Annotated in this window: 21 protein-coding genes; 12 read left to right on the top strand and 9 right to left on the bottom strand. The window is 41.0% G+C overall.

The window, feature by feature from the left end; all coding sequences use genetic code 11:
• Nucleotides 1-2 precede the first annotated feature (2 nt).
• The 4 genes from dbpA to EV695_RS03000 all read right to left on the bottom strand — a co-directional run bounded on the left by dbpA (nucleotide 3) and on the right by EV695_RS03000 (nucleotide 4,331).
• The gene (gene dbpA, locus EV695_RS02985; protein ID WP_131904422.1) at nucleotides 3-1,385 is read right to left on the bottom strand and encodes an ATP-dependent RNA helicase DbpA; all 1,383 of its coding nucleotides are present in this window, start codon (nucleotides 1,383-1,385) and stop codon (nucleotides 3-5) included.
• A 199-nt stretch (nucleotides 1,386-1,584) separates the two neighbouring features.
• Complete coding sequence (locus EV695_RS02990) at nucleotides 1,585-2,511, bottom strand: universal stress protein (RefSeq protein ID WP_131904423.1); 927 nt, start codon at nucleotides 2,509-2,511, stop codon at nucleotides 1,585-1,587.
• A 213-nt stretch (nucleotides 2,512-2,724) separates the two neighbouring features.
• A complete protein-coding gene (locus EV695_RS02995) occupies nucleotides 2,725-3,594 on the bottom strand; it encodes a DMT family transporter (protein ID WP_131904424.1) in 870 nt (289 codons plus the stop codon).
• 116 nt (nucleotides 3,595-3,710) lie between these two features.
• Nucleotides 3,711-4,331: a DUF2058 domain-containing protein gene (locus EV695_RS03000; protein WP_131904425.1), complete on the bottom strand. Its 621-nt coding sequence runs from the start codon at nucleotides 4,329-4,331 to the stop codon at nucleotides 3,711-3,713.
• Nucleotides 4,332-4,640: 309 nt separating this feature from the next.
• Between EV695_RS03000 and EV695_RS03005 the strand changes: the two genes are divergently transcribed.
• From EV695_RS03005 to EV695_RS03015, 3 genes are all read left to right on the top strand, one after another.
• Entirely contained in the window at nucleotides 4,641-5,705 is a 1,065-nt protein-coding gene (locus EV695_RS03005) for a TRAP transporter substrate-binding protein (protein WP_131904426.1), read from the top strand.
• A gap of 118 nt (nucleotides 5,706-5,823) precedes the next feature.
• Nucleotides 5,824-6,387 carry a TRAP transporter small permease subunit gene (locus tag EV695_RS03010; RefSeq protein WP_131904427.1) on the top strand — a complete coding sequence of 188 codons (564 nt, stop codon included), beginning with the start codon at nucleotides 5,824-5,826 and terminating at the stop codon, nucleotides 6,385-6,387.
• Nucleotides 6,387-7,757 (top strand): TRAP transporter large permease, encoded by a 1,371-nt coding sequence (locus tag EV695_RS03015; protein ID WP_131904428.1) that lies wholly within the window; start codon nucleotides 6,387-6,389, stop codon nucleotides 7,755-7,757. Before EV695_RS03010 ends, EV695_RS03015 begins: the two co-directional genes overlap by 1 nt.
• Nucleotides 7,758-7,767: 10 nt before the next feature.
• On the opposite strand, the gene EV695_RS03020 is transcribed toward EV695_RS03015, so the two are convergent.
• Nucleotides 7,768-8,664 carry a LysR family transcriptional regulator gene (locus EV695_RS03020; RefSeq protein WP_131904429.1) on the bottom strand — a complete coding sequence of 299 codons (897 nt, stop codon included), beginning with the start codon at nucleotides 8,662-8,664 and terminating at the stop codon, nucleotides 7,768-7,770.
• A 243-nt stretch (nucleotides 8,665-8,907) separates the two neighbouring features.
• On the opposite strand from EV695_RS03020, the gene EV695_RS03025 reads away from it, so the two are divergent.
• Entirely contained in the window at nucleotides 8,908-10,536 is a 1,629-nt protein-coding gene (locus EV695_RS03025) for a GMC family oxidoreductase (protein ID WP_207906930.1), read from the top strand.
• Between the two features lie 94 nt (nucleotides 10,537-10,630).
• On the opposite strand, the gene EV695_RS03030 is transcribed toward EV695_RS03025, so the two are convergent.
• The 4 genes from EV695_RS03030 to EV695_RS03045 form a co-directional block, all read right to left on the bottom strand.
• Entirely contained in the window at nucleotides 10,631-11,065 is a 435-nt protein-coding gene (locus EV695_RS03030; protein WP_131904430.1) for a VOC family protein, read from the bottom strand.
• Nucleotides 11,066-11,446: 381 nt separating this feature from the next.
• Entirely contained in the window at nucleotides 11,447-12,376 is a 930-nt protein-coding gene (locus EV695_RS03035) for a DMT family transporter (RefSeq protein ID WP_131904431.1), read from the bottom strand.
• A 116-nt stretch (nucleotides 12,377-12,492) separates the two neighbouring features.
• Nucleotides 12,493-13,413 carry a diacylglycerol kinase catalytic domain-containing protein gene (locus EV695_RS03040; RefSeq protein WP_131904432.1) on the bottom strand — a complete coding sequence of 307 codons (921 nt, stop codon included), beginning with the start codon at nucleotides 13,411-13,413 and terminating at the stop codon, nucleotides 12,493-12,495.
• 34 nt (nucleotides 13,414-13,447) lie between these two features.
• The gene (locus tag EV695_RS03045; protein WP_165874600.1) at nucleotides 13,448-14,452 is read right to left on the bottom strand and encodes an SPFH domain-containing protein; all 1,005 of its coding nucleotides are present in this window, start codon (nucleotides 14,450-14,452) and stop codon (nucleotides 13,448-13,450) included.
• Nucleotides 14,453-14,645: 193 nt separating this feature from the next.
• Here EV695_RS03045 and EV695_RS03050 point away from each other — a divergent pair, with 193 nt between their 5' ends.
• The 8 genes from EV695_RS03050 to EV695_RS03085 all read left to right on the top strand — a co-directional run bounded on the left by EV695_RS03050 (nucleotide 14,646) and on the right by EV695_RS03085 (nucleotide 23,517).
• Complete coding sequence (locus tag EV695_RS03050) at nucleotides 14,646-15,350, top strand: NUDIX hydrolase (RefSeq protein WP_131904434.1); 705 nt, start codon at nucleotides 14,646-14,648, stop codon at nucleotides 15,348-15,350.
• A 312-nt stretch (nucleotides 15,351-15,662) separates the two neighbouring features.
• Nucleotides 15,663-16,136: a Dps family protein gene (locus EV695_RS03055; protein ID WP_131904435.1), complete on the top strand. Its 474-nt coding sequence runs from the start codon at nucleotides 15,663-15,665 to the stop codon at nucleotides 16,134-16,136.
• A 53-nt stretch (nucleotides 16,137-16,189) separates the two neighbouring features.
• Nucleotides 16,190-17,530, top strand: a complete 1,341-nt coding sequence (locus tag EV695_RS03060; protein WP_131904436.1) for a ferredoxin reductase family protein — start codon at nucleotides 16,190-16,192, stop codon at nucleotides 17,528-17,530.
• A 198-nt stretch (nucleotides 17,531-17,728) separates the two neighbouring features.
• Nucleotides 17,729-18,745 carry a hypothetical protein gene (locus tag EV695_RS03065; protein ID WP_207906931.1) on the top strand — a complete coding sequence of 339 codons (1,017 nt, stop codon included), beginning with the start codon at nucleotides 17,729-17,731 and terminating at the stop codon, nucleotides 18,743-18,745.
• A 23-nt stretch (nucleotides 18,746-18,768) separates the two neighbouring features.
• Complete coding sequence (locus tag EV695_RS03070; protein WP_131904437.1) at nucleotides 18,769-19,824, top strand: YHYH protein; 1,056 nt, start codon at nucleotides 18,769-18,771, stop codon at nucleotides 19,822-19,824.
• A gap of 399 nt (nucleotides 19,825-20,223) precedes the next feature.
• Nucleotides 20,224-20,748, top strand: a complete 525-nt coding sequence (locus tag EV695_RS03075) for a hypothetical protein (RefSeq protein WP_131904438.1) — start codon at nucleotides 20,224-20,226, stop codon at nucleotides 20,746-20,748.
• Nucleotides 20,749-21,073: 325 nt separating this feature from the next.
• The gene (locus EV695_RS03080) at nucleotides 21,074-21,661 is read left to right on the top strand and encodes an outer membrane beta-barrel protein (RefSeq protein WP_131904439.1); all 588 of its coding nucleotides are present in this window, start codon (nucleotides 21,074-21,076) and stop codon (nucleotides 21,659-21,661) included.
• 491 nt (nucleotides 21,662-22,152) lie between these two features.
• A complete protein-coding gene (locus EV695_RS03085) occupies nucleotides 22,153-23,517 on the top strand; it encodes an efflux transporter outer membrane subunit (protein WP_131904440.1) in 1,365 nt (454 codons plus the stop codon).
• Nucleotides 23,518-23,519 lie beyond the last annotated feature (2 nt).

Genomic DNA, 23,519 nt, shown 5'->3' on the forward strand with positions numbered 1-23,519 from the left:
ACCTATCGGATTTCGCGGGCTCTAATATTGCGGCCTTTCACTTTGCCATTTCTGAAGTGTTGCAATGCTTTTGCCGCCACACTTTTTTCAATAGCGACGTAACTCATCATATCAAAGATATTGATCTTACCGATCTGAGAGCCGTCTAAGCCCGCATCTTTGGTCAATGCACCCAGTAGATCACCAGGTCTGAGTTTGTTCTTTTTACCTGAGTCTAATTGCAAGGTAGTCATGGGTGCTACCAGACTAAAACTGATGTTGCGATTGAGCGATTCAACCTCTTCATTGACACATTCTGTTTCCAAGAAATCTTCAATCGCAATAATGCGCGATACTTCATCTTCAAGATAAATACTCAACGCCAAACCATTTTCGCCAGCGCGACCGGTACGACCGATACGATGCACGTAAATTTCAGGATCGTGTGGTAATTCATAATTGATAACTGCCCCGAGTGATTTAATATCCAGACCACGAGCTGCAACATCCGTCGCGACCAATACCGAACAACTGTTATTCGAAAAACGCACTAAGACTTGATCACGTTCACGTTGCTCTAAATCACCGTGTAAAGCCAGCGCATCAATATCGTGTTCTTGCAGGAATAATTCGATCTCTGCACATTGAATTTTGGTATGACAGAAAACCACTGTGTTTTGCGGAGCGTAGTGCTCCAATATTCCCAATAACGTATCTTTGCGCTGATATGGATTCGTTTTATAAAACACCTGTTGGATAACATCTGCTTCATGCTCAGCATCTACTTTTACCGTAATTGAATCCTTTTGGATCGAGCGGCACATCTTTTTAATCGAATCGGGGAATGTTGCTGAGAACAACAGGGTTTGTCGACTCTCTGGGGTTTCTCTAACAATGTGATTGATCTCATCCTGAAAACCCATATCCAGCATTCGGTCGGCTTCATCCAGTACCAGAGTTTCCAGCTGGGAAATATCCAGCGTTTGGCGGCTCAGGTGATCTTGAATTCGCCCTGGTGTGCCAACCACAATATGTGCGCCATGCTCTAAGGAATCAGCCTGTGGTCTTAATTTGGTGCCACCGCACAGGGTAACAATTTTAATATTGGGAATACAACGCGCTAACGAACGTAACTCTTTCGCCACCTGATCAGCGAGCTCTCGCGTTGGGCAAAGCACCATAGATTGAACACCGAAAAAGCGCGGATTGATTTTATCCAGCAAGCCCAAACCAAATGCAGCGGTTTTACCGCTACCGGTTTTCGCCTGAACGATTAAATCTTTCTCATCCAGAATTTGCGGCAAGCTCGCCGCTTGCACTGGTGTCATGCCGACGTAACCTAGTGAATCCAGATTATCGAGTTGTGCCTGAGGGAGTTTGAGCGTTGCGAAGCTATTATCTGACATGGTATTTCTAATTCAAATCTTAAAAGAGCTATTAAAACACACCCCCCCACTTATACGAGGTTTTTTGATTAAAATCTTGTGACTTAATTCTCGTAAAAACAGGGGTATTTACTCGAGTACATCTCTCTACCTTCCTGTGTTGATAACTAAACGGTTCCTTTTTGCTAAACATTTCCTCTATCAGGAAAGCGTGATTCCCTTAGAGAGTTACTGGAGTAACAAAACCTTCAGGTTTTAGCGTCAGCACAGAACAGTTGACCTGGTCGAATACTACTTCAGCCGTGTTACCAATCAGAAAACCGGTAATTCCCGTTCGGCACACTGTACCCATGACCAGCAAGTCAATGTCGTCCGAGACTACTAACTCTGGTATACGTTCAACAGGATTTCCATCGACTAGGTGCATTTGAGGATTTAGACCTGCGAAATCAACCTGTTTTAGCAAGTTATCAATGCGTTGATCATATTCACTTTCAAGGCGAGATATCAGCTCTTTTACATCTTCTTTTGTCATTCTGCGAACATAGCGCCTATCCATAGAATCCTTCACACCGATAATATGTAACTCAGCATTTTCTTTACGGGCCATATCGGCCGCCAATTGCAGGATTAGAGGATTAAGTGAGTCTTTCTTTACATCACTCTCTGTAGGATCAACCGCTGCGAGAATGCGTTTATACGGCTGCGGTTGATTGCGTTTAACCACCCACACAGGACAGGGACATTGGCGCATCAAATTCATAGAGGTCGTACCGAATAAACGCGTACGAATACCCTTATTTTCTTCTGTTGAGGTAATCACCAGATCATGCTGTTCACGCAATACCTGACGAATAATCTCCAGATATCGTATGCCTTCTATGACATGGATCGTAACGTCGATATCGTCATATTTAACCATTAAACCTTGTAGCCATTCACGACGTTCTTCAATAGCTGAAGCAAGTAATTGGGGTGCTAATGTTTCATTACGAAACAAACCCAAAGGTTCTTTCAATACCGAAAAAAGTGTCAATTTTGACCCGTTTTTCTTAGCCAGAGTTATCGCTTTATCCAAAGCCACTGATCCCTTTACTTCCGAGTCTTCAGGCTGAATATCCAGAAGGATATTGTTAAATTGTTGCATGATATCGAACTCCTCTGTTTAAAGTATCCCAATCAATATTAGCACCAATAAAAAATGTTCTGCAGGCAAGTTCAGGCGTCTTCTGTTTATTCATAGGAAAGCTTGATAAACATCAACTCAGTGGATATTGAGCAGATAATTCTGAAAATACCCCTCTTCCTTTTTGGCGATATCCATGAGGGTTTACTTGAGGGAAGTGTCTTAACTCCACCGCTAAAAAAGCCTTAAAAGCACCAAACCAGCCATAGCAAAACCGATACCTAATAACTCCAAAAATCGAAACGGTATGTGCAAGAAAAAGCGCGTATAGAGTAAAACAACAACCAGGTTAAGCGCCGATAGTGCCGAAACCATACCAGTGGGACCAGTTGCAAATGCCGTTAAAATAGCCACCATTCCGGCAATATTGGTTATTCCAACCAACATTCCGAGATTAAACGTTCGAACCGAAGACCAGGATAATTCCTCAGTATTCTGGTTACGGCTATGTCTATTGGCGAGCCAACTTAGTAAAAACAGTAAACTCCCCACGCCAAACATTAATAACAAGGTGACAAACATATCCGCCTCAACCCGTGTAGATTGTTTACCCATAATATCGTTTAAGCCAAAAAACAAGGCTGCAAGCAAGCCCCATTGAGCGCCTTTTAAGTCTGTTAGGCTTAAGTCATTTGAATAACGAATCAGATAAATGCCAACAAAGATAATGAAGAAAGACCATAGCTGAATGGTCGTGAGGGTTTCATTCCACAGCAGGAAAGCCAATATAACCACAATTAACGGCGGCAGACCTGCTAACACACTCACAAGCGAAGCCTTGCCAACGGCATAACCTTTATATAATGAGGCATTTGCCGAAAATGATAGAACTCCCATGCTGGCACCCACAAGAATATGACTAGTAGATATATCTAATGGCGCTTTTTGAAAAAGTAAAATAAAGATACTCACCAAAAAGCCCGTAAAAAACACACCGCATAACATCAAATTGCGGTTCATGGTCTTTTGCGAGGTCCATTGATATAAAACACCACGCAAACCAAAGCACAACGCCGATAATAGCGCGTAAAAAATCCAACTCATTGAAAATCTCCAGATCCGATCTATTCGCTACAAGCAATGATAAGAAATCTACCAAGGATTATCCCATGATCTATTTTTAATATGAGTGATCAGCTCGGGAATCCTTTACGACAGAACTACCACATCAAATCATCGGGCACTTCAAAGTCTGCGTACGGATCGTCTTCATCTTTTGTATCACTCTGATCTTTTGCCTTATCTTTAGAGGCATATTCATTCAGTAACACGATTGATTCATTGTCACGTTCGCTGATTTTTCTCGCAGCTTCAGCAGGGATCAAAAAGTAGTCTGCTTGCTCCTGATCATTATCATCAGTATTTGCAGCCTTCGCTATTTTAGCTATGGCGATAATTCCTCGTGAGATCAAAGTATGGTTTTCGGCAGAAACCAGCATGGTTTTAATTTTATTATTATCGGTAAAGTTATAAGTGAGTTCGCTATCTTCAGGTGCTTTTTTATCTAGCTTAGTAATCGCATTCATTTGAATCATTTGACGAATCTGTGCCTGCACTTCTTTCTGTTGTGCTTCCTGCTTGCGTTGTTCGTTTAATGCCTGGCTCTTTTTCTGCTCTTCAAGACGTGCTTTCTCCGCTAACTCAGCAGCCTCGTTTTTAAGCTCTGTGTTAGTTGCCTGACTTTGTTTCTTTGCTTTTTTCTTGGCAGTCTGGATATTCTTGGCTTCCTGCTTTTTGATTAAACCTGCGCCTAGAAGCTGATCTTGAAGTGAACCTTTCATGTTATTCCTGCAGTAATTGTTTATCCTAACGAATTTAGATTATGCCATTCTATAACGCGCCCGACAGCTATTTAGTTAATATTTCTCGACGTCTTAACCTAACAGCTGAGTAAAACCTTACATAAAAGTCTCTGCTAGCAGATATGAGAAAATCTCATAAAGAATACAATATTAAATCATTGGATAAAAAACTTATGGGAAGGCTTAATCATAAGAAAACTCATAATCTGAGTTTTTATATAAATCATCTACTATCATCAGTAGGCACAATTATTACTAATTAAAATACCACTATAAGGAAAATGTAATATGTTAAATATAAAACATCTACTCCTAGCTGTTTGTGTCACAAGCAGTTTTGCCGCTACGACAATCTCTCACGCTAAAGATTTACGCTGGAAAATGCCAACCGCTTTTGCTACCAAGTTACCTGGACTAGGTTCGCCAGCGGCGTGGGTCACTGAAAAAATCAATGTGGCAAGTGATGGTTCACTTAAAATAAAATTATATGAGCCAAAAACACTCGTTCCACCTTTTGAGATTCTTCAGTCTGTTTCTGATGGTAAAGTAGGCGCAGGTTACACCTGGATTGGTTACGACCAAGGTAAAATTCCAGCTGTTCCTTTATTTGCTGCAGTTCCATTTGGCCTAAAGCCACCAGCATTTACAGGTTGGTACTACTATGGTGGTGGTCATGAAATGCTTCAGGAAATATACGCAAACAAGGGATTTAAAGTTTACGCACAATTGTGTGGAATCGTCGGTCCAGAAACAGCGGGCTGGTATAAAAAACCCATTGAGACTCTTGAAGACTATGATGGTATGAAAATTCGCTTTGCTGGTTTAGGCGGTAAAGTTCTCGAGAAACTAGGTGCGTCAGTTACCATGCTTCCTGCTGGTGAACTATTCCAGGCTTTAGAGAAAGGCACTATCGATGCTACTGAGTTTTCGATGCCTGCAATCGATCAGATTTTAGGCTTCAATAAAATCGTTAAAAACAACCTATTCCCAGGTTGGCATCAACCATTTACTGCGCAATACATGTTAATCAACTTAGACGAGTGGAATAAAACAACTCCAGCTCAAAAAGCATTAATTGAATCAACTTGTACTGCTGGTGTTATGAGAGGCTTAGCTGAAGGCGAATACAAAAATGGTGCCGTATTAGCTAAATTACAAGAAGAAGGTATCAACATAGGACAAATTCCTGATGATATCCTGAAAGAGTTGAAGAAAATTTCAGACTCGGTTTTAGCTGAGCAATCAGCTATAGATGCTGACTTCAAACGTGTTAATGATTCACAAAAAGCATTCCAGAAAGAATACATTCTTTGGGATGAGCGTGCATACCTTAACAATGAAATCTTGAAGTAACTTAGTAGTCTTAAGTAAAAGAAAAGTGAGTGCCATGTGCACTCACTTTTTCGTAAAAGAAACCCAAATTCATACCTATTAACTATTTTTAACGCTTGAATTTTGAAGAGAGTGAAGCATGTCTATTCCAGCTCAAAATAATGAGAGTATCCCTTCCAGAGGCGACTTACCTCATACAAAAACATCAGCCCGTCTTGATAAGTTTGTAACCAAAATAGGAGAGTACAGCTCTTGGTTATGGGTCATAACGATTGGCTTTATTTTGTATTCTGTAATTTCGCGATACTTATTTGGCCAAGGCTCGGTTATGTTGGAGGAAATCCAATGGCACCTGGCAGGCGCAGCATGGCTTATAGGCTTATCTTATACACTCGTCGACAATGAACATGTACGTGTTGATGTTTTACATGAACGACTTTCACGCAGAACTCAGGCATGGATCGAAGTTTTTGGCATAACATTGTTGCTACTCCCTTTTTTATTCATCTCTCTAAATGAGATGATTCCTTATGTTTACAGCTCATACGAGCAGGGTGAGGTGTCAATCTCCCCCAATGGTCTGCCTTATCGCTGGCTAATTAAGCTGTTCTTACCATTAGCTATTGTCCTTTTGATAATCGCTTCATTCTCTAGATTACTAAGAGTTATAGCTCTTCTATCCAATAAAAAAGGTAAGAACTAATGGAAATCGATACTCTATTCGTCATTGGTATGTTTTCTACCTTTGGCCTACTACTGGCGACAGGCTTTCCTGTTGCGTGGGTACTGGCGGGCACGTCTGTAATCTGGACCATAATAGGCATCTATGCTGTAGAATCTTTTGGTGTGGATCTTTGGTTTGACTGGGGAAGCTCCCTTGGTCTTGTACCAGAACGATTATGGTCCCTAGTGGGAAGTGAAACACTGGTCGCTCTGCCCATGTTTATATTTATGGGGATTATGCTGGACCAATCAGGTGTTGCCGAAAAGCTCATGAAAAATATGGTGAAGCTGTTTGGTAATGTAAGAGGTGGCTATGCAGTTACCGTAATTCTTATCGGGGTATTACTGGCTGCTACTACGGGAATTATTGGTGCATCTGTTGTTTTATTAGGAATGCTATCTCTTCCCGTTATGCTTGAAAATGGCTACTCAAAAGAGTTAGCAGTTGGAACATGCTGTGCGACAGGCACACTGGGAATTTTAATTCCTCCATCAATTATGCTGGTTCTTATGGCTGATCGTTTGGCTACGCCTGACGCATCTGTTGGCAACCTGTTTATGGGCGCATTTTTCCCAGGAGTTATGCTGGGAGCCATGTATATAGCTTACGTGCTAATTATCTCTGCATTAAAGCCTGAAATTGCACCACTCCCCAAAAATCAGGAAAAAGTAAGTTTTAAAATTGTATGGGATGTGATCAAGGCAGTTTTACCTACTTTAGCTTTGATTCTATCGGTTTTAGGTTCAATCTTTGCCGGAATAGCGACACCTACTGAAGCATCAGGCGTAGGCGCATTTGGTGCAATGTTATTAGCGCTCTTTAACGGACGTCTAAGCCTTAAAGTACTAAAAGAAACGGCCTATCAAACCACAAAAACCACCTCATTTATATTCGCTATATTTGTTGGTGCAACTGCCTTTTCGATTGTCTTACGTGGTTTAGGTGGTGACGAAGTAATCACTCGCACACTAACCGGACTTCCATTCGGCCCGGATGGCGTTTTGATCGTGATATTACTCACTGTTTTCATGCTTGGTTTCTTCCTCGACTGGGTAGAAATTACATTAATCGTGTTGCCGCTTGTTGCTCCTGTGGTTCAGGCACTAGGGTTTGACTTGGTCTGGTTCACTATATTATTTGCTGTGTGTCTGCAAACGTCATTCCTTACTCCGCCGGTTGGATTCGCACTATTTTATATAAAAGGTGTTTGCCCACCGAATATCAGAGTAACCGATATTTATCGAGGTGTTGCGCCATTTATTCTTTTGCAACTTACTGGATTAGCCCTTATTTATTACTTCCCCGCAATTGTTACCTGGTTGCCAGAAGTTACTTACGGGGCAAAGTAAAAACATCTATCTATTTATTATTTAGCCAAACATCTTCTACAGCTGTCATAGCGGCCTCAATCGAGGGGTTGCTATGACAATCTTTACGGCAGATAAAGCATAGCCCTGCATCCAGAGAGACTTTGTCTGCAATAACAACTCCGTGGGCATGCGATGCGTCCAAAGCATTACTATGACGCGCCAAAGACAAACCAACCCCTGATAATACCAAGTTCATCATAGATTGCTCCAAGTCAACGCTCGCCACGATGTTTTGCCTTGCATCGATTGATGCAAACTTCTTGGATAATAGCTGATGATGTACGGAGTTCGGTGGCGTTCCAATCCAGGGGAGTTTTGCCAACTCTTCCCAATTCATTCCTTCTACACGACTCCGCCAACCGAGTGGTGCAATCACTCGATATGAAAACTCACGTAGCTTAATTAGGTGATACTTATCACTCAAGTCAGCCAAGTCTGGAGGACCTAGTGTAAATGCCACATCCAATTGATCATTTTTAACCAACTCAGCAACTGTTCCTGACATACCATGCGTAAGTTCCAGCATCAAAGCAGGATGTCGTTTAGTCAAAAGACTTAAATAATCCCCTAAACGAAGAAACTCAGGATCAAGAATAGTACCAAGACGTAGCCGCCCACTTACAGCATTATCAAGTCCAGCAGCCTCATTACTAAAATCATTTTCAGCCTGTAACGCACGCTCGGCAGCAGGCAATAATCGTTGACCTGCTTCAGTTAATCTCATCCCGTGAGGCGTCCGCTCGAACAACACCAGATTTAATTGTTCCTGTAATTTTTTTATCTGCAAGCTCAAAGCTGACTGAGTTAAAAACAAACGCTTTGCTGCGCGAGTTAAATTTCCCTCACGAGCTACATATACGAATGCTTTAAAATTGTAAGTTTTCATTTAGATATAATCTTTCCTCATAACTTAAACAAGATTAAGTCATTAGACCTCATACAGCAAGTCACGTCTAATAAGGAAATAGAATATTAAATAACTAAAATCTTAATCTGGATATAAGCAATACTTAAATCAAAATACGATTTATAGGCTATCCAATTATTAGCATTTTTTAATAGCAATAAACTTTTTATACCCTGTTTACGGGGTAATTTTACTATTTACGCATGAGCTGGATTAGAACCTATGACGAATATTGGCAAGTTTGATTATATTATTGCGGGCGGTGGAGCAGCAGGCTGCGTTCTGGCAAACCGTCTTTCAGCTGATCCTGACATCACTGTATTATTGTTAGAAGCAGGCAATGACGAAAAATGGATTTGGACCAAAATTCCTGTCGGATATCTATACTGCATAAATAATCCTCGTACGGATTGGTGTTTTAAAACCGAACCTGAAGCCGGATTAAATGGCCGCTCTATCATCTATGCACGCGGAAAAGGCTTAGGCGGTAGTACGCTGATTAATGCGATGTTGTACATACGTGGACAAGAACGTGATTACAATGAATGGGCGACTTTAACAGGGGATAGCAGTTGGTCGTGGGAACATTGCCTCCCTGTCTTTAAAGAAGTAGAAGATCATTGGCAAGGTGACAGCAAAAAACACAGTAAAGGTGGCGAGTGGCGAGTTGAACAGCAACGCTTATCGTGGGAAGTTCTGGATCATTACACAACCGCAGCTCAACAGGCTGGCATTCCTTTAAGCAGTGACTTTAATGGTGGAGACAATCTGGGTGTCAGCCAATTTGAAGTTAACCAAAAGAAAGGAACCCGCTGGAGTTCGGTACGCGGATTTCTTGACCCAATACGCTCTCGCCCTAACCTTAAAATCGTTACTGGGGCACTATCAGACAAACTTATTCTCGATGGAAAGCATGTAACCGGGATCGAATACACTCAAGGCGGGGAGCAGTTCTCGGCTAGCTCACGTATTGAAACGATCCTATCTTCAGGTTCAATCGGTTCTCCTACGATTTTACAACGCTCAGGCATTGGCGACCCGAAAACGCTAACCGAACTTGGTATTCCCGTTGTTCATGAATTACCTGGCGTAGGTAGCAATTTACAAGATCATCTACAACTTCGAACTGTATTTAAAGTAGAAGGAATTAAGACCCTCAACCAGACAGCTAATAGCTTATGGGGCAAAGCAATGATGGGATTAGAATACGCCTTATATCGACGTGGACCTTTAACCATGGCTCCAAGCCAACTAGGTTTATTTGCCTACTCAGACGAAAGCGTAGAGACACCCGACCTAGAGTTTCATGTACAACCGTTATCTCTGGATAAGTTTGGCGATCCGTTACACAAATTCCCTGCGATTACTGCCAGCGTCCTCGATTTAAGACCCAAGTCTCGTGGCACTGTAACCATTTCAGATAGAAACCCAAACAGTGCGCCCAAAATTGCCCCAAATTACCTTTCTCATGAAGAAGACCAAATTAAAGCAACCAAGGCATTACGATTAGCGAGAAAAATTTCAGAACAACCTGCATTAGCGCCTTATAAACCTAAGGAATACGTGCCGGGCGTAAGTTTTCAAACGGATGAAGAATTGGTACATGCAGCAGGTGATGTTGGCACCACAATTTTTCACCCTGTTGGAACCTGTAAAATGGGGAAAAAAGATGATCCAACCGCTGTAACAGATAGTCGTTTACGTGTTCTTGGAATGACCGGATTACGCGTGGTGGATGCATCTATTATGCCGACGATTACTTCAGGAAATACCAGCTCACCGACAATTATGATTGCTGAAAAAGGATCACGAATAATTCTGGAAGATAGAAAGAAAGGTCTAAAAGACTGATATTTTTTAGATAATGAAGCTTTCAGGTTGCTATATATGCAACCTGAAAGCTCGCTAAAATATGATACGAAATGAGATAACTGTTTAAGATAGATTATTTAGCAAACAACTCAGATTCAATATTCTTAAACGCTTTAAATTCTAATGAATTACCCGAAGGGTCGGCAAAGAACATCGTACCTTGCTCCCCTACTTCTCCTTCGAAACGGATATAAGGTTCGATAATAAACCCATCGATAAACCCCTTAACCTTTTCAGCCAGCGCATGCCATTCATCAAACTCTAATACGACACCAAAATGCGGCACCGGCACACCGTGACCATCTACAGCATTATTCAATGCATTCACTTTTCCTTCTGGCCCTAATTCCTTATTGCAATGAACAACCAGCTGATGACCAAACATATTAAAATCAATCCAGTCTGCTGTGCTTCTGCCTTCTGGAAAGCCCATTTTTTTCCCGTAAAAATCACGTGCTTCTTCAATATCACGTACTTGAATGGCTAAATGAAAGGGCGTTAATGTCATGGTTAATCCTTACTAAATGTTGAATAACGATATTATAGAATAATCCCTTATTCTGTTTCCGACCAGACAAGAATTAAACTAAATAATGCGAACGTTTAAATGTAAATAAATGTTGCTGGAGTAATCACATACGTGAAATAAAACTACTGATGACTGTCACAATAATTAAGACACTTCCCGATACGCGAAGCACTTGATTCTTTTTACCTGTTAGCAAAAAAATAATTATCAAGAGTACTCCCAAAGTTCCACTAATCAGGGTTATCCAATTAAACAATGTAAGATTCATCAAACTTTCTCCATATTATATTTTAAGTGCTTCATTACAAAATAGGCTAAAAGGAGCAGGTGTAAAACATACAGATCCCATCTGTAAGTAATTTACCCAGTCTTAAGTCTAGTATCTCCCTTAACCTTTTCTAACGATGAAGGCTTGGCTTTATAAAACACAATGACATTCCCCAAAAGTGCTAGCACCAAGCCGATGATTGCAATTGGCGTAAAAGTATAACCTTCAACAAAGGCAGAAATTGTCAGTGCAACTATGGGAAATAATACCGTGGTATAGGCCGTTTTGTTTGCACCTATTCGTGCAATCAAGCTTAGGTAAACAGCAAACGCAAGAATACTACCCAGCAAGACTAAAAACGCAAAGGACCATAAATATTCGGGACTAAAATCAAAGCTAAATCCTCCTACGCGCACCAGGCTAATCACAAACATGATAATTGAACCGTACAACATTCCCCACGCCGTCGTAGTAGACATTGCCAGTTTATGTTTATTGTGGCGTACCGTTATCATGTTTCCTGAGGAGAATAAAAAGGTACCAGTAACAGCAAATGCGACACCTAGTAATCTAGAATGCGACTCATTGGATTGCATGCTTACGAAGTCAGGATAAAACAGTAAGGTTATCCCTAAAACGCCTATAATCGCACCGATTACTGTATTTCTACTTGGCTTGAATTTGTGCCACATAAGGTTGTTTAACACATTGAAAATTGTCGCCATGGAAAAGATCACCGACAACAAGCCACTTTCGACATCCAAAGTGCTGGCAATATAGAAAAAGTAGAAATTAAGACAAAATAAACAGGCACCTTGAAGCATGCAAAAAAAGTGATCAGCAAGTTTCAAAGGCTGTAAACGCTTAGTCAGTAGCAAGAAAACAAACATGATTACAGCTGCCGTAAAAAAACGATAGAACACCGAATTTTCAACGGGTACAACACCTGTCTGAAACGTAATGGCGATCCAGGTTGTACCCCAAACGACTACGATAAGTACGTAAAATAGTGCGGTGATCATAACTTCTATCTCATTTCATCTTCTATTAAATCAGCATTTACAGAAGCGCCAAAGAAACGAAGTATAGGAGCCTTAAATTGATCTGGCATTATTTATTTGGCTGAAACCAATATTCTTTAAACGACCAGTACTCCCTGAGTTTTACTTACAGATATTGACGCGCTGACACCTGCACTAAAATCAAGATAATCATTTTCAAGGCCATCTGAAAAGATCACACCATTCTCCGCCATCTTAGAGGTGAGAACTAACGGCTTCTTCTGATCCACTCTACCGAATACCAAATCTGTTTGAGATTGCTGACTAGGGAATGGCTCCCGAACGGTGTAATACAAATACTCACTATCCCATTGAAAACCATTGGCGATCTTTTTTTGCACTGGTCTACCCGCAATTCCTGAAGCGCCTGCGATTAAACTTTTAAACCAACCCGTCGAACCTAGACCAGTGCTGATGATAACTCCACTGGAACTTTGGCTTTCTTTTTTGCCATTCCATTCCACATCATAACGTGCTGAAGTGTGCGATTTAGGGCCAACAAACAAATCATTAACCGCTAATAAACTGTCGCCCAAATTTGTTGTTGCTTCAGCCATAGTGATAGTTTTGAAATTCATCTTCTTTGCTAAAACATCTGCTAAAACTAACGGTAAATCCCCAGCAGTAAATGGCAATAACACACCATCAAAGCTCTGCGGAGAGGGGTTGATAGCTATCACTGATTGACCTGTAAGGTATTTTAACGTGTTTGCTACCAATCCATCTTGGCCAAGTACAACCACAATGTCATCTCGAGAAAATTTATAGGTTGGTAAGTACGAACGATCTAACTGCTGCACCCTGCCCGATGCTTTTAAAAAACTAAGCACTTGTTTATGCACGGTATGAAACAAACCATCTTCCACCTCATACTGCTCAAAGGATTCGCCTAAATGCTCAATGTAAAACTTGGCTTGTCCTAAGGTGCCGTACTTCTGTTTTAACTCGTGCAAACGAGTGTGACGGGTTACCAATATTAATTTTCTGTCAGTTTCCATTGTGATCACCTCTTTCTATTAAATAAGCTATTTGCTATTTGATGAGTGACTGCAACAATTCTGGCGAAATATTCAAGTTGCCCACCTTATTGCCTTCCTGAGTTAAGTTTTCAAACGATTGAGCGATTAACTGGGCTGGCGCCATCTTGCTCATTGCCAATGCTTTCAACACTTCAGCAGGAACCGAATCATAAGCTTTAAGCTGCTTTTCGATGCTGTAGGCAGACGTATCAGCCTTCGCTTTCTCATTGCCCGTTTCAAGCTCTATCAAACTTTGACGCTGCTCTTCTTCGGCGATGGCGGCTTGCATGTTTTCTTCATTTAACACATTACGTTTTTTCATCACCGCACGCTCAGCTTCGATTTTCGTTTCCTGAATCTCCTGCTCTTTGCGCTGCATCGCGACTTCTGTTTCAAGCTCCGATTCCTTTACTCGCTTTTCCTGGTCAATACTGGCTAAGCGACGTTCGTAAATTGCGTCATCGGCTTCTTTCAATAGTTGCTCACGAATCTCTGCTTCTAACGCTTTTTCAGTTTCAGGTGTCGGCGAAATGGCGACGATCGATACATCGACAATGGTCACGCCTAAATCAGCTAGTGCTTTATTGCTTTGTAACGCCGTATCAAGCTCTTTCACCAACTTCGGTGCCATGCTTAATGACGCTTTCAATTGTTGCTGCTGGATATTATCCCTAAGCAATACCTGTACGCTTCTCAACACACGCTCATCCAGTTTTTGCGGATCTTCTGATAAGTATTTACCTTTCTTATCGATAGTGAAGTTAAGCATTTTCGATACCGCTTCGGCGTCAGAAATACGATAAGTCACCTGCCCTTGCACCGTTACTCTCTGAAAATCTTCCGATTGCAAACGAAACGCAAACGGCAATTCCTTGCTAGTAACAGGGACGGCAACCAGTGATGTTTTTGGGCCGAAGTAATAAAAGCTCATACCGACACCCTGTTTAACTGCTCGACCTTTTTGATACTGAATCAAGTGAGTTGAAGGGTCTGATTTTATGTAGTTAATTCCAAACATGATTGACCTCCTGTTAAATGAAAAATAGATTAATTGTCCCAGAGACATTCAATGCTTAGATAGATAATTGTCCTTGAGACACTATTTGTCAAACGTTTTTTGTGAATTTTTAATTATTTGCTTTTTAAACAATGACTTGCTATTTTGTCTTTACGACAAATAAACTCGTTTTTATAAGATTTATCCAAAATCTATGACACAAGAAAACTTCAAATCCCCCTTACTCACCGTTGATAGTGTGCTATTCACCATCAAAGATAACTCGCTGAAAATTCTATTGTTAAAGCGGAAGAATTCACCGTTTCAAAATAGCTGGGCACTACCGGGTGGGTTTATCGATGTGAATAGAGATGATTCCGCAGAAAACACGGCAAGTCGTAAATTAACAGACAAAACAGGCGTGACACCCCCCTACTTAGAGCAGTTAAATACGTTTTCATCCAAGAGTAGAGACCCGCGAGGCTGGAGTGCTTCAATCGCCTATTTTGCGTTGATCGCACATGAAGAAACCAATCTAAAAGTAACACCTAGAAATGATGAAAGTGCGCAATGGGTGGATGTAGAAAGCCTTATGGATGAAACCGCTAATTACCAGCCATTAGCTTTTGATCACCAACAGATCTTTCAATTCGCATTGGAACGCTTAAAGCAAAAGGCGCTGTATTCGATGCTACCCGTGTTTTGTTTACCCAAGGAATTCACGCTTGGTGAATATCACACATTGATTGAAATAATTCTGGGAAAGTCTATTCAGAAAAAAACCTTATATCGCCGCTTTGAAGCTTCAAATATGTTCGAAGAAACCGGAGAAACAGTAGCAACAGGCGCAAGAGCAGCAATGTTATACCGATTAAAAGAAGATGCGGAACTGGTGAATTTCGAAAGGAATCTAGGTTAATCGATTGTACATTTTTATCTAACGCATCAAACAGAAACAAACTGAAAAAACAATTCACTCTATAATTATTTCATACCCACCCCCCTACTTTGGAGGGCTTTTTTTAAGCGATCATTTACACTAAAAACTGATTGCCTAAATATTCACTAAACACCTCATATATTGATTCTGCTATTTTCTAATATGCAGCTCAAATAGTATTTTCACACTACGTATTTGTAACAATTCAACTACGTTTATCTACGGATTATCTAAACAACTGAATCCGAGTATCTTCATATCTCGATAAAACGAACAATGAGGAAATTGAAAATGACTAGTATAAATATCGGAATTAATGAAGAAGGCAGATTGAAAATAGCCGAGGGCTTAAAAAAACTTTTAGCTGATTCATACACCCTTTATTTACAAACCCATAACTTCCATTGGAATGTAACAGGCATGCAGTTTCGCGAATTACATTTGATGTTTGAAGAGCAATATACTGAATTAGCGACTGCGGTCGATGATGTTGCAGAGCGTATTCGTACTCTGGATGTTCCTGCTCCCGGAACTTATATTGAGTTCTCAAGATTAAGTTCTATTGCCGAAGTTGAAGGCGTGCCAAGCTCTATGGAAATGGTTGAATTATTAACCAAAGGTCACGAACAAGTGATCAAAACCTGTCGGGAAGTATTGAAGATTGCTCAAGAGTTTGAAGATGAATCTACAGCGTCTTTAGTTTCTGATCGCATGGTCATTCATGAAAAAACAGCATGGATGCTAAGAGCAACGACTAAAAATTAATCAACAAACCAAGATAATTTAGGACAATGCAGGACGGGTGAGAGGCAAATAAAATGCTTAGAAATATCAAACTGAGTCTATGGGGTTTTCTCATTGGATTGAGCGGTTTGTGGATACTGGCAAATTTGTCTCTCCCGGAAACGCTGAACTTCAAATCCATCCGCGATCTGTTTATTCAGTACTCTGGTGTAATCGCAATGGGCACTATGAGTATCGCGATGGTATTAGCGCTTCGTCCGGTTTGGCTAGAACCCTGGCTAGGTGGTCTGGATAAATCCTATCGCTTACACAAGTGGCTGGGTATTTCCGCACTCACCGGTTCAGTTTTACATTGGCTTGCCAAAAATGTGCCTCACTGGGCGATTGATCTGGGTTTGATGGAACGAGGCGCACGTGGACCACGACCAGATCCCGCTACATTAAGCGCAGCTCAGCAATTCTTTAATGAGCTGCGCAAACCCGCTGAATTTGTTGGTGAGTGGATATTCTATGCAGTGGTGCTTCTGATCGCGCTCGCTTTAATTAAACGTTTTCCTTATCGACTCTTTGCCAAAACACATAAGTTGCTTGCAGTTGCTTATTTAGCGCTAGTATTCCACACAATCGTGCTATTGGACTTTGCCGCATGGACCAAGCCGCTAGGCATTTTTATGGGACTTTTATTATTGGCAGGTACGGTGTCGGCGGTTTTAGTTCTGACAAATCAAATAGGCAAGAAGCGACAGGCAGAAGGGACAATAGAAACGCAACATCATTTCCCTGAAATGAAAGTACTTGAAACCTCAATTCTGCTGAAAGACGGTTGGAAAGGTCACAAAAGTGGTCAATTCGCTTTTGTAAATTTTGATGCCAAGGAAGGACAACACCCTTTTACCATTGCCTCTGCATGGAACGCTAAAGATCCTCATATTACTTTCATTACCAAAGGATTGGGTGATTACACTGATTTACTTCCTGAACAATTACACAGCGGTAACAAGGTAAACGTGGAAGGCCCTTATGGTTGTTTTACATTCGACGATAATAAAAAACGCCAGATCTGGATAGGCGGTGGTATTGGTATCACGCCCTTTATCGCTCGTATGAAACAACTCGCTCAACATCAAGGCGGCCAAGCCATCGATCTTTTCCACAGCGCGACAGAATTAGCACCCGAGGCGCTGGAAAAGCTAACCGCAGATGCCGCGGCGGCGAATGTAACATTGCATGTGATGATCGACAGTCGTGACGGTTTTCTAACCGGAGAAAAAATACGAAATGCTGTTCCCGAATGGCAGTCAGCTAGCTTCTGGTTCTGCGGTCCTGCGGGATTCGGCTCAGTATTACGTAAAGATATGTCGGCTAATGGTTTGCCCAAAGGTGCTTTCCATCAAGAATTATTCAATATGCGTTAGGTAGACGCACATCGCCAACAACGGAAAAAATGATAGCGGCTAAAACCGCTATTGTTGCGCTATCAAGCAATGTTTAGAGAATTCTCTGCCCTCACTACTTTTACACAATTTTACATAACAGCCATATTTTCTTTTACTTTAGTCTTCTAAACTCATTGTATAAAAACTGAAAAGTCTTTCAAAGGCAATAGACACACTATGAAATCACATATTATGACAAAGCACTCATCTACTGATGCAATCAGATTCGCGACAACGGTAGCGATGATGACAGCAATTACAGCCACAATGTTTTTATCCGCACCAGCAAAAGCAGAGCAACCAAGCTTTACAACTGGTGTTGCCACTCAAACCAATGCGGGTCTGATCGATTGTGGTGATAGGTCTCGAGTTAGTGCCGTAGGCGAAATAAAATCTGAAGATGGAAAAACCTGGACTGTTCCTGCTGACACCCAATTTACAACGGCAACAAAAGCCACAGACCTATACAATGAATGTGGTGGCAAAAAATTAGACTCTCTTGCAGATTTGGACTTATCAACAGTACCCGTAGTTGATGCAAGTGGGAATGGCGCTGGTAAGGAAATATTCACCGCCTACATATTTCCCGACAACTATTTTGAGCTATACATCAATGGCGTTTTAATTGCAGTCGATCCCGTTCCATTTACACCGTTCAATGCCAATGTAGTGAGATTCAAAACCGACTACCCATTCAACATCTCCGTAAAAATGGTGGATTGGGAAGAGACGCTTGGACTAGGCATGGAAAGTAATCGTGGCACAAAATTTCACGCAGGAGATGGAGGTTTCGTCGCACACTTTCAAGATGCTGATGGTAAAACGGTTGCACTTACTGACAGTAGCTGGAAAGCACAAACCTATTACACCGCTCCTATTGTAAATAGAAAATGTTTAGTGATAAACGGTGGAGTAAGAGATAGTTCTGCATGTAATCAACAATCGGTTACCAGCTTTGAAACTGCTTCGGCAGCGCATTGGGCTATTCCTGAAAACTGGATGAAAACAGACTTTGACGACAGTGCATGGCCTGCCGCTTCAACCTTTAGCAACGACACAGTGGGTGTAGATAATAAAAAATCCTATACCAATTTCACTGAAATTTTTGACACAAAAGGTGCTGATGCAGAATTTATATGGTCATCAAACCTGGTGCTGGATAATCTGGTATTGCTTCGAAAAACAGTAAAATAAATTCAATAGAAGAGACCAAAATCATGCGCAATAATATTTTATTCTCAGTGACTATTCTCATTCTAATGGTTAACACTGGTATTTCTGCACAGGACAATTCAACCCATGAAAACCCAATCAAAACCAAAGAAAATGACAAACAACGCCCGCCTAAAAAGCCTGATGTCCAACTAAACGTTCCTAGCGAAAGTGAGAGCATAAACAGCGAAGCTTGTTCACGCATTAAAGCATCAGTGGCGACTGCTGGTTTTAAAGATGTCACGGTAACGTGTGATAAAACTTACGCCTATGTGCAATCAGACACTTATCCCGATCATAGTTTGATGAATGGAATCACCGGAACCAATGAACAAATTCCTGTTCCAGCGCTAAATTATGCAGCCCCAATTCTATTACACCCTGAAATATCTGATACTAAAACAAGTATTGATGCTGCCTTAGGCGTGGCAATTAACGGTGTGCCAATCTACGATTATTCGGCTCAAGGTGAGATTGATTTACACGGTTACGATGCGACTAAAGATACAACAAAACTTGGTCAGCTTGATGAATGTGGTGGCCATGCCGGTCGCGGTGATGATTATCACTATCACGCAAAACCCACTTGCATGATTGATTCAATGGAGAATGTCACCGACGCAACAATCATCGGCTGGGGTTACGATGGCTTCCCATTATATGGTGATGCAAACCCAGACGGTTCAGCCATTACAAAAGGTGACCTGGACGTATGCAATGGCCAAGCAGATAAGCAATTCGGCTATCGCTATCACACCTCAGTTGAAGCGCCTTATATTATCCAATGTTTAGTGGGAAAAGTAGATACCAGCATTTTACCCAGAGTCGCGCCATTAAAAGGTGCTGCAGCGCGAGCAGATTTAAGACCACCTAGAGAAGGTGTCGAAAATCTTAAGCATGTAAAAAAAGAAGACGGTACTCGCACGCTCAATTACACCTACAAAGGTACTGAGTATTACACGCGCTTCAAACCTTCAGAAACCAAGGCGAATTGTTATGATTTTGAGCAAAAAACGATTAGTAATAACGGTGCAGTTGAATCAGGTACCTACTGTCGTTAATGGGTAAATTATTAGAAAGTTAAATAAGTCCTGGGGGGATTCGTAATGCCACCCCCCTACTTACAACCGTTTTTTCATATTTTTTGCACATTTGATGCTTACTATTCGATTATTATTAAACAGCCTTTATTACGAGTTTGGCTGTAAACATATATTAATTAACAGTGTTTAAATTACAGAATATTGACTATTGCAGGTCGTTGATTGGTAGCTTCCAAGTTAAAAATTAAAATAAGGGAACGGTTAGAAATAAGATTTACTCTCAAAAAAAACTTACTAAATGATTTTTAGAATAAACTCAGGGCACTTTTCTTGTACAATCCTGTCTCATCCTATAATTTCATTTATCATTTATTCATCATTAACCGGATTAAACTAGATTTAAGTAAGAACTATATTATGTCGAATATACTAAACACAGAATTTCAACAAGTAAGCACTGGAAACTCCAACTGCTTACGCACATTAATCAGCCGTACATTGACGATTGCTTTTCTCGCGGTGTTTTTACAGGGCTGCGAACTTGATGATGGTACTGATAGCGATGATGATGAGCAGACCGTTGTTTATAGCACTGACGGTGGAACAGATACTCTGGATAATGACGACAAATATGAATTGATTTTAAGAGCTGATAGCACTTATTTGATTCTGGAAGATAATCTCACCGAAATTAGTATTCAAGGTGATGACAACTACCTTGTGATAGACAGTGATACCAGCATTGCTTCAATAAGCATAAACGGTGATGACAACATCATTACTGTCGAAGATGACGTCAACTTAACCGTGGATCAACTGACTATTCAAGGCAATGGTAATTCTGTGACCGTTTACGATATCGGTACTTATACCGAAACAAGCGATACCGATGAAGCTGATAATCTGGCATGTGAAGTAAGCCAGAATGGCGCTTGTTTGTAAGTCATTACACTCACATTTAATATAAAAAAACCGAGCGTGTCTCGGTTTTTTATTGCCTGTAAATTATACAGAAACAACTATCTCCACATAAAGTTACGTAACTTTACATTCGCTACAAACCTTTCACATTACTTCCATAATGCTTCCATTTTCTGGTTTTAAAGTACCTTCCATGTTTCGAAGAGAAGCAATTTATTAAATTTTATACGTAAGCATTCTTTTCAATATTTTAACTTTTGATAGCAAGGTATTGATAACGAAAAAATGATTACGTAACGCTAATTAAATAACAAGGGTTACAAAAAAGTAACCATAGGAAAACAAGATGAAAATGAAAACCAAAATTATATATTCACTCTCAACCGTGGTTTTAGCAGGTATGGTTTTTAATGCTCAAGCTACTGATTTTAATTACAACTTCATAGAAGGTTCTTACGAAAATTACGACCTGGATGGTACTGATGCCGATGCAGGCAAACTTTCTGGATCTTATGAATTAACGCCAAACATTAATATCATTGGTGATTACGCTGCGGGCAACATTGATAGTTCTAACAACTCTGCCGATGACTCTGAGCTCGACTTTCAGAACTCAGCCATTGGTTTTGAATACCATGCCCCAATTGCTCCGAAAACGGATATCACTACCAACATTAAATACATCAATCAGGACATTGATACGCTAGACGATGACGATGGTTACGGCGTTGGTGTGGGTGTCAGACATAAGGTTACTGACAAAGTAGAACTCGATGCAAATCTGGACTACTACGACATAGATAATAGCGATGACACCAGATTGAAAGTCGGTGCACGTTACTACTTCAACAAATCGATTTCTGCTGGCATAGGTTATTCCGCGTCACAAGAAGATACAGACACTATCTCCGGCAATATTCGTTGGGGTTTTTAAACAGATAAATAAAAAATCTCTCTCCTTACGGTTCATAGGCCTTCCTTCCTATTGGACCCTTCCACACCTACTGATTTATCAGTAGGTGTTTTTTTTCATTAAACAAACACCACTTTATTTCTATTCTTAAAAAAGTGCCTGTAAGTGGGGAGGTGCCTTTTATTTTTTGATGACCTTAGTCACATTCTTCTCTTTTGCCTAACAAACATAGAGCAACCATAAAACAAGAATAACACAGCATTCAACGATCACTTTTTTAGCTGTTTGGCGTCTTTATTTGCATAAAACCATACGCACATCAATAACCCTAACGTCAACTATTGATATAGTTAGTTTTCCTTATCAAACAGGTAAAACAAAGCATCACTTTTTACATAATTTTACATTTTGCTGAAACATATTTGCATAGTTCGAGAATAAAATTTGCTTATGCAATACAGGAAAACAACCCAGCATAAAATTACCGTAAAAAAATCGTAAGTAGGTAGGAAATGAATCTAAGAAAATCTACATCGATGATAGCCGTCATCATTACAATTCTATCATTGAGCGCATGTTCTTCTGAGCGTTTACTCAATGCCAATAATAAAAATTCGGCATCAGGCAGCAACGTACACACACCTGAGCAAAAACCTTCACCTGTGCTATCAATTTGGTGGCAAAAATTTAACGACCCGTTAATGACTTCTTTGATTGAAGAAGCCTTGCAAGCTAACCCCGATATTAAAACTGCACAAGCCAGTTTGCGTTCAGCACGAGCTCAAACCGTTATCGCCAGATCGAGTCTATTACCGACCTTATCAGCCAGTGGTTCTGCAGGCCGGGCTAGCAGCGAACAAAGTTATGGCGCAGGTCTTGATGCCAGTTGGGAGTTAGATTTTTTTGGTAGCAACCGCTTTGCCAGCAATGCGGCAGAAGCAAACTTGAAAGCCTCTCAGGCAAGCCTTGAGGATGTAAAAACATCACTAGTAGCAGAAGTTGCCAGTGCTTATGTAAATTTACGCCTAGCGCAGGCGCAGCTTAAGGTATCAAAACAAAGTCTGGCGTCACGCGCTGAAACGTCGCATTTAATTACGCTAAAGCAACAGTCTGGTCTTGCCAGCGGCTTGGAAGAAGAACAGGCCAAACTCAGCCTCGGTCAGGTGAAAGCAGAAATCCCTGCTTTGGAAAATAGCATCATAAGTTCTCAGCATGCCTTAGCACTGTTGCTTGGCAAAGAACCTGAGGCGATTAAATCTCGCCTCAGAAATATTAAGCCGATTCCATCAGCAAACATTAAACTTGCAACTAAAATACCAGCGAATACGATTCGTCAGCGCCCTGATGTGCGCGCTGCTGAATACCTGGTTACCGCCGCAGAGTTACATGTTGACGAAGCAAAAGCTAACCTTTACCCAAGCTTCAACCTGACAGGTTCGTTCAACTACAGCAGTAGTAAACTGTCAGATTTATTCGACCCTTCAAATATTGCCAGATCGCTTCTGGCTTCGATTAGCGCTCCGTTGTTTAACGGAGGCAGCTTAAAACAACAGGTCGTAGTGCAAAATGCAGAGCGTGAACAAGCTGTCGCCACTTATCAAAAAACACTATTAACCGCCCTGCAAGATGTTGCTAATGCCTTTGCCAGTTTGCAATCACTCGCCAAACAAACCCCGATTTTGCAAAGTAATATAAAACTGGCGCGTAACACAGAGCGTTTGTCGAACTTAAGTTATAACGCCGGTACCGATGACTTTCAGAATGTACTGGAAGCACAACGAACCGTATTAACTTCACAGCAGAGCCTACTTACTGCTCAGGCAGAGCAAAGCTTATCCCTAATTAGTCTTTACAAAGCCGTTGGCGGCGCATGGTAGGA

It is taken from the genome of Cocleimonas flava, assembly GCF_004339015.1.
Lineage (GTDB): Bacteria > Pseudomonadota > Gammaproteobacteria > Thiotrichales > Thiotrichaceae > Cocleimonas > Cocleimonas flava.